This is a genomic window from Dactylosporangium sp. CA-092794 (assembly GCF_050948465.1).
In the GTDB taxonomy this organism is placed as follows: Bacteria; Actinomycetota; Actinomycetes; order Mycobacteriales; family Micromonosporaceae; genus Dactylosporangium.
In genome coordinates, this window is the sequence record NZ_CP192044.1 from 10,084,776 (window position 1) to 10,099,188 (window position 14,413).

At 70.3% G+C, this 14,413-nt stretch carries 16 protein-coding genes; 8 read left to right on the forward strand and 8 right to left on the reverse strand.

Annotation, left to right across the window (positions count from 1 at the left end; translation table 11 throughout):
- The first annotated feature begins 226 nt into the window (after positions 1–226).
- The 4 genes from ACQPXD_RS43230 to ACQPXD_RS43245 all read left to right on the forward strand — a co-directional run bounded on the left by ACQPXD_RS43230 (position 227) and on the right by ACQPXD_RS43245 (position 3,729).
- Complete coding sequence (locus tag ACQPXD_RS43230) at positions 227–868, forward strand: TetR/AcrR family transcriptional regulator (RefSeq protein ID WP_432844168.1); 642 nt, start codon at positions 227–229, stop codon at positions 866–868.
- 114 nt (positions 869–982) lie between these two features.
- Complete coding sequence (locus ACQPXD_RS43235; protein WP_432828704.1) at positions 983–2,500, forward strand: MDR family MFS transporter; 1,518 nt, start codon at positions 983–985, stop codon at positions 2,498–2,500.
- A gap of 16 nt (positions 2,501–2,516) precedes the next feature.
- Positions 2,517–3,257, forward strand: coding sequence for an alpha/beta fold hydrolase (locus ACQPXD_RS43240; protein WP_432828706.1), 741 nt, complete (start codon positions 2,517–2,519; stop codon positions 3,255–3,257).
- A 25-nt stretch (positions 3,258–3,282) separates the two neighbouring features.
- Positions 3,283–3,729: a MarR family winged helix-turn-helix transcriptional regulator gene (locus tag ACQPXD_RS43245; protein ID WP_432828708.1), complete on the forward strand. Its 447-nt coding sequence runs from the start codon at positions 3,283–3,285 to the stop codon at positions 3,727–3,729.
- Between the two features lie 19 nt (positions 3,730–3,748).
- Here ACQPXD_RS43245 and ACQPXD_RS43250 read toward each other — a convergent pair whose 3' ends face one another.
- The 4 genes from ACQPXD_RS43250 to ACQPXD_RS43265 form a co-directional block, all read right to left on the reverse strand.
- Positions 3,749–4,498 carry an alpha/beta fold hydrolase gene (locus ACQPXD_RS43250; protein ID WP_432828710.1) on the reverse strand — a complete coding sequence of 250 codons (750 nt, stop codon included), beginning with the start codon at positions 4,496–4,498 and terminating at the stop codon, positions 3,749–3,751.
- Between the two features lie 84 nt (positions 4,499–4,582).
- Positions 4,583–5,494 (reverse strand): RNA polymerase sigma factor, encoded by a 912-nt coding sequence (locus ACQPXD_RS43255; protein WP_432828712.1) that lies wholly within the window; start codon positions 5,492–5,494, stop codon positions 4,583–4,585.
- Positions 5,491–6,087, reverse strand: a complete 597-nt coding sequence (locus tag ACQPXD_RS43260) for a TetR/AcrR family transcriptional regulator (RefSeq protein ID WP_432828714.1) — start codon at positions 6,085–6,087, stop codon at positions 5,491–5,493. The genes ACQPXD_RS43255 and ACQPXD_RS43260 overlap by 4 nt, the downstream gene beginning before the upstream one ends.
- A gap of 308 nt (positions 6,088–6,395) precedes the next feature.
- Positions 6,396–6,551, reverse strand: a complete 156-nt coding sequence (locus tag ACQPXD_RS43265; RefSeq protein ID WP_432828716.1) for a hypothetical protein — start codon at positions 6,549–6,551, stop codon at positions 6,396–6,398.
- Positions 6,552–6,845: 294 nt separating this feature from the next.
- On the opposite strand from ACQPXD_RS43265, the gene ACQPXD_RS43270 reads away from it, so the two are divergent.
- Positions 6,846–7,592 carry a polysaccharide deacetylase family protein gene (locus ACQPXD_RS43270; protein WP_432828718.1) on the forward strand — a complete coding sequence of 249 codons (747 nt, stop codon included), beginning with the start codon at positions 6,846–6,848 and terminating at the stop codon, positions 7,590–7,592.
- A complete protein-coding gene (locus ACQPXD_RS43275; protein WP_432828720.1) occupies positions 7,589–8,806 on the forward strand; it encodes a hypothetical protein in 1,218 nt (405 codons plus the stop codon). Before ACQPXD_RS43270 ends, ACQPXD_RS43275 begins: the two co-directional genes overlap by 4 nt.
- Positions 8,807–8,812: 6 nt before the next feature.
- Here the strand turns inward: ACQPXD_RS43275 and ACQPXD_RS43280 are convergent, their stop codons facing one another.
- Genes ACQPXD_RS43280 through ACQPXD_RS43295 form a run of 4 tightly spaced genes read right to left on the reverse strand, consistent with a single transcriptional unit; the run spans position 8,813 to position 12,505 of the window.
- Entirely contained in the window at positions 8,813–10,033 is a 1,221-nt protein-coding gene (locus ACQPXD_RS43280; RefSeq protein ID WP_432828722.1) for an ABC transporter permease, read from the reverse strand.
- On the reverse strand, positions 10,030–10,719 hold the full coding sequence (locus ACQPXD_RS43285; protein ID WP_432844170.1) for an ABC transporter ATP-binding protein: 690 nt from the start codon (positions 10,717–10,719) through the stop codon (positions 10,030–10,032). Before ACQPXD_RS43285 ends, ACQPXD_RS43280 begins: the two co-directional genes overlap by 4 nt.
- Positions 10,720–10,757: 38 nt before the next feature.
- Positions 10,758–11,882, reverse strand: a complete 1,125-nt coding sequence (locus ACQPXD_RS43290) for a peptidoglycan-binding protein (protein WP_432828724.1) — start codon at positions 11,880–11,882, stop codon at positions 10,758–10,760.
- Complete coding sequence (locus ACQPXD_RS43295; RefSeq protein WP_432828726.1) at positions 11,879–12,505, reverse strand: hypothetical protein; 627 nt, start codon at positions 12,503–12,505, stop codon at positions 11,879–11,881. The genes ACQPXD_RS43290 and ACQPXD_RS43295 overlap by 4 nt, the downstream gene beginning before the upstream one ends.
- A 164-nt stretch (positions 12,506–12,669) precedes the next feature.
- Between ACQPXD_RS43295 and ACQPXD_RS43300 the strand changes: the two genes are divergently transcribed.
- Together ACQPXD_RS43300 and ACQPXD_RS43305 are read left to right on the forward strand one after the other, a co-directional pair.
- Positions 12,670–13,338: a response regulator transcription factor gene (locus ACQPXD_RS43300; RefSeq protein ID WP_432828728.1), complete on the forward strand. Its 669-nt coding sequence runs from the start codon at positions 12,670–12,672 to the stop codon at positions 13,336–13,338.
- Complete coding sequence (locus ACQPXD_RS43305) at positions 13,335–14,402, forward strand: sensor histidine kinase (protein WP_432828730.1); 1,068 nt, start codon at positions 13,335–13,337, stop codon at positions 14,400–14,402. The genes ACQPXD_RS43300 and ACQPXD_RS43305 overlap by 4 nt, the downstream gene beginning before the upstream one ends.
- The last annotated feature ends 11 nt before the right edge of the window (positions 14,403–14,413 follow it).

Here is a 14,413-nt window from a genome sequence, read left to right on the forward strand (position 1 = left end):
CGGCGTCGGCACTGTCTTCGCCCGCCGCGGCAACGACAACAGCGCGTGACGCTGACCATCGCCTTTCGGCCGCCGGCGGAGCATGCCCTCACGGTCGACGCACCGAACGCCGGCATGCCGCAGCCGGGGCTAGCACCTTTGTTAGGCTGTGGTGGAATTTGGATGACAGTCCTCGTTTGGACTGAAGTCCAGATCGAACGGACGCTAAGGTTGGCCCGACTTGAACATGCCGTCTTCCGGCCCTTCCAGCGACATCGAGCGACGCCCTGACCGTCGCACGCGTGGACGGGAACGACGACGCGACGCGCTCTACGCCGCGGCCGCCACGCTGTTCGTCGAGCGAGGCTTCGACAACACGACGGTGGACGACATCGCGGAACGGGCCGACGTCGCGCGCGCCACCGTCTTCAACCACTTCCGCCGCAAGACCGACTTCGTCGATGAGTGGAGTGCCCGACGGCGCAAGCGCGCGTTCGAGGCGCTGCCTGCCGACAAGTTCACCGACACACCGCTCCGGACCGTGCTCGTCACCTACTTCACCGAACTCGGCCGGATCAGCACCGCCAGCCGCGCCGAAACAGTCGCGTTCATGAGTGCCGCCGTGCACCAGACCAACGTGCTCGGACGCCCCGAACTCGCCACAGAACTCAGCCGCTTCGTCGCACACGCCCGAGACGCCGGCGAGCTCGATCCGCAGACCAGCCCCCGGCGCGTGGGGCTGCTGCTGGCCGCGACCTACTTCGCCACACTCACCGCCTGGGTGGTCGAAGAACCCATCCCGTTCGACCTCACCGAAGAACTCCTCTCCTCACTGGACATCCTGCTCAGCGGCATCACGCCCCAGCCGGACCAGCCAGCGGAACGGTGACCGCCTAGGCCAAACGGTTTACTACTTGACGGTATAAGCCTAAACAGTTTACCTTTCGAATGCGGTTGGGGCCGTCCGGTCTCGAGGCTGGCCGCCGCGTGCGAGGAGCTGTTGATGACGAGCGAGTACCGGATTGATGCTGCTGCGCCCCCGGCGGAGGTTCCGCGCCCGCAGCCGACTCACCGCGAGATCCTGATCGCGATGAGCGGCCTGGTCATCGCGATGCTGCTGGCCATGCTCGACAACATGATCGCGGCTCCGGCGCTGCCGACGATCGTGGGCGAATTGGGGGGCCTGCGGCACCTTGCGTGGGTGACGACCGGCTACATCCTGGCGTCCACGGTCTCCACGCCGATCTGGGGCAAGCTCGGCGACCTGTTCGGCCGGAAGCGCACGTTCGTCACGGCGATCGTGCTGTTCCTGATCGGTTCGGCGTTGTGCGGCATGGCGCAGAACATCGCGGAGCTGATCGGCTTCCGTGCGCTGCAAGGCCTCGGCGGCGGCGGCCTGATCGTCGGCGTCCTGGCGATTATCGGCGAGCTGATTCCGCCCCGGGAGCGGGGCCGCTACCAAGGGGTCATGATGGCCGTCATGCCGGTCGCGATGATCGGCGGCCCCCTGATCGGCGGCTTCATCACCGACCACCTGACCTGGCGCTGGGCGTTCTACGTCAACGTGCCGCTCGGCGTGATCGCGCTGGCCGTCATCGGGGCGACGCTCAAGCTGCCCCGGGGCACGGGCAAGACGGTCATCGATTGGGCCGGCGCTGCGCTGCTCACGATCTGGATCTCGGCGCTCGTGCTGATCACCAGTTGGGGTGGCAGCCAATACCGGTGGAGTTCCTGGCAGATCATCGGCCTGGGCGGGTTGACCGTGCTGGCCTTCGCCACGTTCGTGGCCGTGGAACGGCGGGCCGCCGAACCGATCATGCCGCTCAACGTGTTCGCCACCGCCAACTTCAGCCTGGCCGGCGCGCTCGGCCTCATCGCCGGCTTCGCGATGTTCGGCGGGGTGACGTTCTTGCCGCAGTTCCAGCAGTTCGTGCAGGGTGCCTCGGCCACCAGCAGCGGCCTGCTGCTGATGCCGATGATGATCGCCGCGATGGCGGTGTCCATCGCCGGTGGCCAGCTCATCACCAAAACCGGCCGGTACCGCGCCCTGCCCATCGCCGGTGCCGCACTACTGACCGCGGGCCTGTTGCTGGTGAGCACCATGGGGCTGCATACCTCACGGACCACCACCACGCTGTACCTGGTGATTCTCGGTGCCGGCCTCGGCGGCCTGCAGACGACCACGCTCATCGCCCAGAACAGCGTTTCGATGCGCGAGATCGGCGCCGCCACCGGCGCCGCCACGCTCCTGCGCAACCTGGGCGGATCGCTCGGCGTGTCGATCCTCGGCTCCCTCTACACCAGCCGCCTGAACGACTTCCCGGACGGCCACGACGCCGCGGGCTTCACCCCGGCTGCCGTCAAGGCGCTGCCGGACGCCACCCGCCACCTCTTCCAGCAGGCCGTCACCAACGGCATCGGCGCGGTCTTCCTCTGCGCCGCGATGGTGGCCGCGACCGGCTTCCTGCTCTCCTGGTTCATCCGGCACGTCCCGCTCCGCGGCAACACCACACCACACTGACGATGGAGGACAACCCATGACCGGCAACGCTGTGATCCTCATCCACGGCGCGCAGCACGGCGGCTGGTGCTGGCGCAAAACGGTCGAACCACTGCGAGCCCTGGGCTACGACGTCCACGCGATCACCCTCACCGGCCTCGGCGAGCGAGCCCACCTGATGACCCCGGACGTCGACCTGAACACGCACATCACCGACGTGCTCGCGATGATCGAGGCGGAGGAACTGACCGCCGTGACGCTGGTCGGGCACAGCTACGGTGGCATGGTCGCGGCCGGCGTCACCGCCCGCCTGCGGCACCCGGCCGTACTCCGCCTGGTCTATCTCGACAGCCCGGTGCCGGTCGACGGCGACAGCATCACCACCGTGCATCCTGCGGGCCACCTCATCCCCGAGGGGCGCACCGTGATCGACGGCGTCGCCGTGCTGCCGGTCCACGACGCGACGCCGATGGGTGTCCACGGCGACGACCTCGCCTGGGTGCAGCGCCGGTTGACCCCGCACCCGTACGCCACGGTCACCACGCCGCTGCACCTGCCGGACGGCTGGAACGACAACGTCGAACAGGTCTACATCCGCTGCGTCACCGGGCCGCACGACGAGCCCATGCCCTACCTGTCCCGGGTCGACCCGGCTGCCGGCTGGCGCTCGTTCGAGCTGCGCAGCGGCCATGACGCGATGATCGACGCGCCCGACGGCCTGGTCGCGCTCCTGGACCAGGTGTGCACTGCCAAGCACGCCACCACGCAGGCACGCTGAGACCGATGATTTACAGTTGTTGGTCATGATCCAGCCGGAGAACACGTCGCAAAGTCTGCTGGAGTCGATGCGCTGGATCGGATGGGCTCAGCGCAAGGCGGCCGAGGACGTGTTCCGGGCGCGCGAGCTGAGCTTCGAGCAGGGATTCGCACTCACGTTCCTCGTCCAGAATCCCGGCGTGATTCAACGCGACCTGGCCCGGATGACCCGTACCACCGCGGGAGCGGTTTCGAGCCTGCTGCAGGGACTCGAGCGCCGTGGCCTCGTCGAGCGCCGCATGGAACCCGGTGATGATCGCAGCAAGCGCCTGTACGCGACGCCGACCGGTATCGACCTGATCGCCGGGGTCGATACCGCCATGGACGACGTCCAGGAGACCATCCTCCGCCCGCTGAGCCAACCCGAGCGAGCGGCCCTGCAAGCGTTGCTCGCGAAGGTCACCGCAGAACTGCCGCGACAGCCCCGCCCATAGCCGGACGGCGACGTTCAGCTTATCCAGCGGTCTCCTCGGCCTCGGCCGGCCACTTCTCGGAGATCGCCAGCAGCGCGGCGGCCGCATCGTCGGGGCGGGTCAGCATGGACTCGTGACCCCCCGGCACAGTGACCGGGAGAATCCCGAGCCGGGCCGCGTACTCGGGTCCGGGCCGGGCCAGAACCAGATCGTTCTCGCTGGCGATGTACGCCACAGGCAGACCGAGCTCGGTGACCGGATCCACGTCGAGTGCCTCGGTGTAGTAGGCGCCCGGTTGCGGGACGAGGAGCTCGTACAGAAACTGCCGGGCCGGGTCGTCCCACTCCGGCGCCAGCAGCGGCATCTGGTCCGGCGTGACCGCCACACTGCCGTCCGGCGACGCCTCGATCGCGGCGCGCAGCATCTCCCGGTAGTCCGGGTTCTCGGCGATGAGTGGCACGCCCCTGGCCGGCACGATGGCGTTGTAATAGACGACTGCCGCGATCCGGCCGCCCAGCCGGTGGGCGGCGCCGGTGACCGGATAACCGCCCCAGCTCTGCGCGACCAGCACGACGGAACGAAGGTCGCGCCGCTCGACCTCGTCCACGACGTGGTCGACCGCGTCCGACAGGTGCCAGCCGGTGCGCGGGTCGCCGTCGGCCAGCCCGGGAAGCGTCAGAACCACCGCGGCGTGGCCGGCGGCCCGCAACCGTTGCGCAACCGGCTGCCAGGACCAACCGCCTTGGTAGGCGCCTGGTACGAGAACGAACGTGAGCGGATGAGAAGACATTGCCGGTGGACCCTTCGGTCGGAGATGGTCACGACCAAGATGCGCGGGAGAACCAGAAAGTTCGCCGTATCCCAGAAATTCTTTTCAGACCGGCCGGGAGTAGAGCCGCAAGCGGTCGATCCGCCCCGCGTCGTAGGACAACAGCCAGACGGTGTACGACGGGCAGGGCCGTTCGGCACCCAGCGGGTTCAGCACGTCCATCTCCCAGATCGTCACGCCCTCGCTCGCCACGACGCCGGCCAGGCGTTGCTTGATGCCGACCGCCATGCTCCCGTCCATGTGCCGGGCAATCGCCTCGATGCCCCGCAGGCGCCGGCCATCCGCCCAGGTCGCGTCGACATCCCGCCGCCATCCGTCACGCAGCAGCTCCGCGAACGTGCCCGCGTGCCCCGCCGCGACCGCCTGCTCCGCCTCGCGCCGGCGTGTCTCGATGATCGCGGCCGTCCCGTCGTACGCGCTGTGCCGAACCGCCAGCAGATGACCCGCGAGTTGCCGGCGCGCCTCGTTCAGCCGGCTACGCACGGTGCCGACCGGGATGCCGCAGAGCGCCGCGATCTCGTCATAGCGGGTGACGGCTGAGAAATAGCGGAGCATGGTGACCGTCCGCAAGTGTGGTGCGAGACGGCCGATCGCATACCACACACCATCCCGCATCGCATGGCGGTCGAGCACCTGCTGCGGGTCGGCCGAAGCGGCCAGAGTACGCGGCAACGACTCCGCCAGTGTCGCCGACGGGCCGCGCAGCCGCATCCGGCAAGCGTTCCGTACGATCACTCGCAACCACGGGCCTACCGCAGCCGGATCACGCAGCTCGCCGATCCGGCCCAACGCGGTCAGCGCGGCATCCTGCACCACATCCTCGGCGTCGTCCGGCCGGCGCAGCACACTCAGCGCGACCCGGAGCATGCCGGCCCGGTGCAGGGCGAACAGCGAACCCAAGGCCGCCATGTCGCCCGACTGGGCGAGCACGGCCAGGTCCCGGTCAGAAGAACTCATCTCACGATCCAGCGATCAGGGGGCATTGTCCCGACTGCGGTCAGCCCGGCGTTGACGAACCGGATCATCCAGGCAACGCTCTCATCCGGGTCGTTGCCCCACTGAAAGCCGTTGGCGGCCTGGAGCAGCGCGTAACCGTGGATGATGCAACGCAGCATGCGGATCGCGTGGTCGAGTTCGTCGGGTCGAATGCCGTAGCCGGACAAGGCGGCCCGGATCGACTTGATCACCCGGGTGCCGGCAACGAGCAACGGGTCGTCGTCACCCTGAAACTGCGCGCCCGTGGTGGCGCGATAGCGGCCCGGGTGTTCGGCAATGTAGGACTGCAGCGTCGTGAACAGCGCGCCGATCGCGTCCGCCCCTGACTTGCCCTGAAGCGCGTCTCGCACCGCGTCGCCCAATTCGGTCATCGCCAGGGTCGCGATGCGGTGCCGCAGGTCGCCGATGCCATCGACGTGCTTGTACAGCGCCGGCGCCTTGACACCCAGTCGCTCGGCAAGAGCAGCGAGGCTCACCGATCCGATGCCGGCCTCGTCGGCGAGCTCAGCACCGGCGGCCACCACCTCGGCGGTGTTCAGGCCCGCTCTAGGCATGGGTGTGCTCGGCGAGGAACGCCAGGATGATCATGCTCCGCCATCCTCTAGTTACGAGGAACAGCTAAAAGGTTACGCCTCATAACTTTGCTGTCAAGAGTGATCACGCCTGCACTCTCGCGGTCGGCGATCACGTCCCACCCGTCGGGCACTGCACACCGCGCAGGGACCGGAAGTCTCCGTGATCATGCGCAACCCGGCGTCGACACCAACGGTTTTCATGAGCCGCGGTACGAGCCCTGTGGCCGAACGGTCACATACAACTGCCGCGCGACGCAGCGTGCCTCGCGCGGCCGGGCTTGACTACATCAGTAGGGCAAATACCACAGCGCGAGCTGACCGGGCGCGCCGTCGGTGCAGGTGTAGGACCTGGCGGTCTGCGCGGCCACGAGCTGGTTGCCGACGTACTGGCAGATCCACAGCAGCGGGAAGTCGGAGTAGTAGACCCATGGCGGGGGAAGCACGGTGCGCTGAGCCACGCTCGGTGCGGGGCTCGAGGGGGTCGCGCTTGCCGACGCGGGCGCAAGGGGCAGGGCCGCGAGCGCGAGAGCCAAAGCCGTGACGGTAGCCAGTCGCCGCATTTGGTGGCCTTTCGGTGAGCCGGGACAGGGCGAGGGCGGGCTTCACGATATCACCAATGTCGATGTATGGGATCGACAGACATCCACGCGTCGTCATTGGAAGATCGCGATCGACGCGGCCGTCGCCCTCCATGGTCTTCAGGATTCCCTCAGGTACCGCCGGAAAGGCTGACCTCCATGCACCGGCGGACTCTCCTCCTGGCCGCGGGCGCGGCGGCCCTCGGCGGCTGCGACGGCCCGGCCCCCAAGGCCGAGGCCCCGCCGGCGCCGCCCGCGGCGCCGGCCGTTTCACCGGCTCCGTCGCCCAGCGTGGCGCCCCGAGCGCTGCCGGCGGAGGTGGCCAACGGCCCGCGCGACGCTCCGGCCGTCGCGCTCACCTTCCACGGCCAGGGCGAGCCCGGCGTCGTCGGCGGCCTGCTCGACGCGCTCGTCGCCGCGCACACGAAGGTCACCGTCCTGGCCGTCGGCGTCTGGCTTCAGCAGCAGCCGGAGCTGGCCAAGCGGGTCCTCGACGACGGCCACGAGCTGGGCAACCACACCCTGCACCACGCCGACATCACGAGCATGTCCGAGGCGCAGGCATTCGCCGAGATCGACGGCTGCGCGACCGCCCTGCGCGCCGTCGGCGGCTCGATCGGCCGCTGGTTCCGCCCGTCGCAAACCCAGCACAGCACCGCGCGAATCCAGACCCAGGCGGCCCGGGCCGGCTATCCGACGTGCCTGTCCTATGATGTCGACTCGTTGGACTACACCGACCCTGGCGCCGACGCGATCGTGCGCACCACGCTGCAGGGCGTACGGAACGGCTCGATCATCAGCCTCCACTTCGGCCACGCCGGCACCGTCGCCGCGATGCCGAAGCTCCTTGCCGGCCTGCGCGACCGCGGCCTGCGCCCGGTCACCGCCTCGGAGCTGCTGACGTGACCGCCCGACCGCTCGGCGCGCTGCTCGCCGGGGTGCTGCTGCTGGCCGGCTGTTCGAGCGGCACGGCCGGCGACACGCATCCCGCCGGCCCCGGCGACGACAACGCGCCCGCCAACATGTCGGACATGCCGGGCATGGGCGGGTCGCCGGCGATCTCCGGCCAGGCGAGCACCAGCCCCGGGCCCGGCCTGCCCGGGATGCCCCCGCTGCTCGACCCGCACGACATCTACGCGGCCGACCGGCCCAACGCCTTCGCCGCGGCGGTGCAGAACGACCCCTCCCGCGTGTACGTGCCGAACCTCGGCAGCGACACCGTCACCGTGATCGACCCCTCGACGTACAAGATCATCCAGACCGTGCGCGTCGGCGGCGGCCCGCAGCACGTCGTGCCGTCGTGGGACCTGCGCACCCTGTGGGTGAACGACAACACCGGCAACTCGCTCACGCCGATCGACCCGGCGACCGGCGCGTTCGGCAAACCGATCGCGGTCGACGACCCGTACAACCTCTACTTCACCCCCGACGGCCGCTACGCCATGGTGATGTCCGAGGCACGCCACAAGATCGTCTTCCGCGACCCGCGCACGATGGCGATCGTCAACTCGCTCACCGTCGACTGCTCCGGCGTGAACCACGCCGACTTCTCCCCCGACGGCCGGTACTTCATCGCCACCTGCGAGTTCTCCGGCGACCTGATCAAGGTCGACGTCGAGCGGCAGCGGGTCATCGGCCGGCTCCACCTGCCCGGCGACCACGCGATGCCGCAGGACGTCAAGATCGCCCCGGACGGTGGTACCTGGTACGTCGCCGACATGCACACCTCGGGCGTGTGGGTGCTCGACGGCGACCAGTTCACGGTGCGCACGTTCCTGCCGACCGGCGCCGGCGCGCACGGCCTGTACGTCAGCCGCGACTCGAAGTACCTCTACATCGCCAATCGCGGCGAGGGCTCGGTGTCGCTGCTGGAGTTCGCCACCGGCCGGCTCGTGGCCAAGTGGCAGATCCCCGGCGGTGGCAGCCCCGACATGGGCGGCGTCTCGGCCGACGGCACCGTACTGTGGCTGTCGGGCCGCTACAACGGCGAGGTTTACGCGCTGTCGACCACCGACGGCCACCTCCTGGCCCGGATCAAGGTCGGCACGCAGCCGCACGGCCTGTGCGTGTGGCCGCAGCCGGGCCGCTACTCACTCGGCCACACCGGCATCCTGCGGTAGCCCCCATCAGGTGGCGGCGAGCGCCTGGGTCGGTGTCATCCGTGCCGCGCGTACCGCCGGATACAGGCCGGCCATCGCACCTACGACGACGGTCGCGGCCAGCCCTCCGGCCGTGGCCCACAGCGGTACCACGGTGATCCATCGCTGGGAGAAGGCGTACCCGCTGGTGGCGATGATGCCGAGGAGTACCCCGGCGATGCCGCCGATGGCCGACAGGAGCAGCGACTCGGCCAGGAACTGCAGCCGTATCTGCCCGCGGGTGGCGCCGAGTGCCCGGCGCAGCCCGATCTCGGCACGGCGCTCCAGCACCGAGATCACCATCGTGTTGGCCACCCCGATGCCGCCGACGAGCAGCGCCACCGCGCCGAGGCCGAGCATGAGGCTCTGGAAGGTCCGGTCGGTGATCGCCTTCGCGGTCAACGCGTCCGACGGGCGGGTCACGTTGACCGAGGAGGGCGCGGCCGGGTCGATCGTCCTGGCGAGCAGCGCCCGCACTTGCAGGACCATGTCGGGCCGGACCCGGGTGTAGACGCTGGTCGGTGCGGAATCCAGGCCGAAGACCTGCTCGGCCACGGGCCAGCCGACGAGCGCGGCCGAGTCGAGCTCCGGCGCGAGCGGCACTTGGCCGAGGATGCCGACCACCGTGAAACGCCGGTCGCCGATCACGACATTGGTGTTCCCGGTGACCTCGTCGAAGCCGAGGCGCTGGGCGGCATCGACGCCGAGCACCACGGTCGGGAACTGATTACCCGGCTCGGCGAGCCAGTGACCGGAGGTCACGGTGATGCGCAGCGTATCCGCCAGGCTCAGGTCGGCGGCGTAGGCCGTGATGGCGTTGGTCTCCGCGGCCAGGATGTGCTCGTTGCGGTAGACACCGACCTCCGGCAGCCGCCCGACCGCCGAGACCGATTCCACCGCCTCGATCCTGGCGACCATGGGCACCGCGGTCGGTGGGAACCTGGGCGTGGCGGTGTTCGCGCTCGGCGTCGGTGTGGCCGTGAGCGTGTTGGTGCCCAGGGCGGCCAGCTGGCGCTCGAGGTCGGCCCGGCTGGATGCGGAGATGCCGACCACACTGATCATCGCGGCGATGCCGATGGCGATGCCGAGCGCGGAGAGGACCACCCGGGTGCGCCGGGTGCGCAGACCGCTGGACCCGACCCGGAGCACGTCGCCCGGGCGGAGCCGGGACGGACGCAGCCGTGCGGCGGGCGGCTGGCCGGCGGTCATGGCGTCCGCCCCGGGCCGTGGCCGTGGGCACGGTCGGACCGCACGGTGCCGTCGGCGATCTCCACCTGCCGGGGCAGGGCCGCGGCGAGTTCCCAGTCGTGCGTGACGACCACGACGGTGGTACCCGCGGCGTTGAGCGCCGTGAGCAGCTCCATGACGGTGGCTCCGGAGCCGGAGTCCAGGTTGCCGGTCGGCTCGTCGGCCAGCAGCAGCTTCGGCTCGCCGACCAGCGCGCGGGCGACGGCCGCCCGTTGCTGCTCGCCGCCGGAGAGCTCGTGAGGCCGGTGATGCATCCGGTGGCCGAGCCCCACCCGTTCCAGGGCCTGCGCGGCGCGCTGCCGCCGCGACCGGGCACCGACCCCGGCGTAGAGCAGCCCGTCGGCCACCGCGTCCTGGATCTGGACTCCGGCGGTGAGGTGGAACTGCTGGAAGACGAACCCGATGGTACGCCCGCGCAGCGCCGCCAGCTGCCGGTCGGTGAGCTCGTCGACGCGATACCCGTCGATGCTGACCCGGCCGGACGACGGCCGGTCGAGGGTACCGATGAGGTTGAGCAGCGTGGACTTGCCGGACCCGGAGCGCCCTACGACGGCCACCGCCTCGCCGGGGCCGATCACCAACGACACGCCGGCCAGCGCCCGCACGCCGCCGGGGTACTCGCGCACGACGTTCTCGAGCTCGACCACGGGCGGGCGGGTGCCCGCGCCGGTCGGCGTCTGCTGCCTCATCCCGCCATCCCAACCGTCGTCCCCTCGGCGATGCCCTCGCCGCTGACCTCCACCTGACCGTCGGCGAACAGCCCGGTCCGGACCGGCACGACCCGGATGCCGGCGGCGTCGCGGATCTCCAGCCCGTACCCGCCGCCGGTGAGCGCGAGCAGCGCCTGCACCGGCACCGTCAGCACGTCGGCGCGGGAGGCGGCCACGTAGCGGATCGTCACCGATGCGTCGTCCGGCAGGTCGAGCACCGCGCCGTCCACCAGGCTCACCGCCACCAGGGTCGAGTCCTGGTCGCCGCCCAGGGCGGTGAGGGTGCTCCCGGAGTCCTTGTCCGCGGTACCACCCCCACCGCCGGCATGGTCGAGAGCGACGATCCGGTCGGCGTCGGCGCCCACGGCCACCACCTTCCCCGGCAACTCCCGGCCCCCCGGGACCTGGAGGGTGACGGCGTTGCCCGCCCGGGCCAGCCGCACGTCCGGCTTGGCCACGGCGGCGATCACCATCTTGGTGGTGCCGGTCGCGGTGAGCACCTCTCCCGGGGCGCTGGCACCGACCCGCACCGACTGCCGCGCCACCCGCAGCGGGCCGGCCGAGTAGATCACGTCGGCGATCTCCACGTTGCCGGTCGGCTCCCGCTGCAGCTTCTGCTGCCAGCGCTTGACGGCGGTCGCGGTCGCGGCGTCGTACTCGGTGCTCACGGTGAACCCGGCGTAGCCGAGCTGCTTGAGGTTCTGCTTCAACTGCTTGACGTCCTCGCCCTTGGTACCCGTGGTCAGCTGCCGGTACATCGGCAACGCGCCGATCAGCAGCACCACGGGCTGGTCGTTGACGCGCAGCAGCGGATCCCCCCGCAACACCACGGTGCCGACCGCGGGCAGCCAGGTCACGACGCCGGTCGCCGACGAGATCACCGGCGCCGGATCCCGGTAGGCGATCCGGCCGGCCGCGGTGCTCGCGTCGACCAGGGTCCGGCGGGTCACGGTGGTGGTCTTCGCCGCCGGGGGCCGGGGCTTGCCGGAGTCCGCGCCGCGCCCGTCCAGTCCGAACGCCGCGGCGGCGGCGCCGGCGACGGCGATCACCACCACCCCGACCGCGATGGCGCGGACCGCGGACGACCCTTGGCGGGTCATCCGCCGGGCTGCGAATCCGGGATGCCCACCTGCTTCACGCAGTCGCGCATCACCTTCGACCACGGCTGTTCCACACCGGCCTTGTTGTCGTCGTACTTGCTGGGCTTCCGCGGATGGCTCGAGTCCGTGACCGGATCGGGATAGTCGGGAAACCCGTTCTCCCGCATGCACTTGGCGAGCGCCAGCTGCTGCTTCACCTGTTCCGGATCCATGGTGTACGGCTTCATGAACGGCTTCGGCCGGTCACTGTCGGTCGGCTGGAGGGACTTGCACTGCTCCAGCGCCGGGCTGTTCACGTCGGTGACGTGGTCGTAGCCGTCCAGCTCCATGATCGCGGTTTCGGCGTTGTCGAGATGGAAGCGGAACTTCACGTTCGGCAGGCCGTGCTCCCGCAGGCACGCCGCCCAGGTCTCGCCCTTCGCGTCGTACACCTTCCACCGCTGCGGATCCGTCTCCGTCAACGCTCCGCCGGCTCCCCCGGCCTCGGCCTGCGGCGCCCCGGTGGCCGACGAGGGGGCGGCCGGGCCGGCCGGGCCGCCACAGGCTCCGCCGCCGATCAGCAGGCCGGCTCCGATCAGCGGCACCGCCACCGTTCGCAACAGACGGCTGCGGGTATGTCTCATGAACGCTCCAATCCCGGGCTGCACGTGAACGCGGCAGCAGTCTTCCGGGCGGCTGATCCGGCGACGGTGAGCCGATCGCTGACGGAATCCTGACGTTCGCGCTGGCATACTCGCGGTGGGGCGGCCTCGGAACCGGTTCGGGCGGCCCGGCAGGGAGGGACGGCGTGCGCGTACTCGTGGCCGACGACGAACGGTTGCTGGCCGACATGGTCGCGACCGGCCTGCGTCAGCAGTCGATGGCGGTCGACGTCTGCTACGACGGCGACGGCGCCATGGAGCGGCTGGGCGTGAACCGGTACGACGTGGCCCTGCTGGACCGGGACATGCCCGGCCGCAGCGGAGACGAGGTGTGCCGCTGGCTGCTGCAGACCCGGCCGGCCACTCGGATCCTGATGCTGACCGCCGCCGGCGGGATCCGGGACCGGGTGGAAGGGCTCGGCCTCGGCGCCGACGACTACCTGACCAAGCCGTTCGCGTTCGCCGAACTGGTCGCCCGGGTCCAGGCACTCGGCCGCCGCTCCAGCCCCGCCCTCCCGCCGATCCTGGAGCATGCCGGCCTGGTCCTCGACGCCGGCCGGCACGTCGCCTCCCGCGACGGGCGGCTGCTGCACCTGACCAACAAGGAGTTCGCGGTGCTCCAGGTCCTGCTGCGCCGCGCCGGGCAGGTGGTCAGCAGCGAAGAGCTGCTCGAACAGGCATGGGACGAACACGTCGACCCGTTCACCCACACGGTACGGGTCACCGTGATGACCCTGCGCCGCAAGCTCGGCGACCCACAGGTGATCGAGACACTCCGCGGCACCGGCTACCGCATCGGTTCGGAGCCCGGATGAACCTGGCCACCCCGCGACGCCGCTTCTTCCTCGTCGCCGCGGCCGTCCTGCTCGCCGGCAACGCCATCCAACCGCTGATCGCGACCCTGTTCGGCGCGATCATCAACCGGTTCGACCTGTTCTGCACCGGCGCGACCGGCGCCTGCGGTGTCGCGAAGAGCCTGCAGTACTCGCTGCTTCCGGATCTGCTGGTCGCGTTCGCCGTCGCCGGGCTGCTCGTGCTGCTGCGCCCGGTCACCTCCTGGGTGCTGCGACCGCTGCGTGACCTGGTACCGGTCGTCGAGCAGGTCGGCCCGCAGAACCTCGGCCACCGCATCGAACCGGTCGGCGGCAGCCGGGACGAACTCGCCGCGCTGTCCCGCGCCATCAACGACATGATGGACCGGATCATGGCAGGCTACGAGGGGCAACGCCGCTTCGCCGCCAACGCCTCGCACGAGCTGCGCACCCCGCTCGCGGTGCAGCGGATCCTGATCGAGGTCGGTATGGCGCAGCCGCTCACCCCCGAGCAGACAGCCCTGCTCACCACCCAGCTGCTGCAGACCAACCAGCGCAACGAACGCCTCATCGAGGGGCTGCTCGTCCTCAGCGAGGTCGACCAGGGCCTGGCCGCCCGGCTGCCGGTCCGCCTCGACGAGATCGCCGCCGCGGTCGTCGCCGCGCACCATGGACCGGCGGCCGCCACCGCGATCCAGCTCACCACCGACCTGAAGCCACGGACCGTCAACGGCGAGCAGGTCCTCCTGGAGCGGCTGATCACGAACCTGGTCCAGAACGCCGTCAAGTACAACCACCCGCACGGCACGATCCACGTCGCCGTCGGCCAGACTCCTGCCGTCACCGTGACCAACACGGGCCAGCCGGTACCCCCCGAAGCCGTGACGGAACTGTTCGAACCCTTCAAACGCCTCACCGGCGACCGCATCGACCACAGTGGCGGCGCCGGTCTCGGGCTGGCCATCGCCCGGTCGATCACCCGCGCACACGGCGGCACCATCACCGCGACCGCCCTCGGCACCGGCGGCCTGCGCATCGAGGTCCGCTTACCCGAGCCGACCCCCTGACCCGGCCGGTC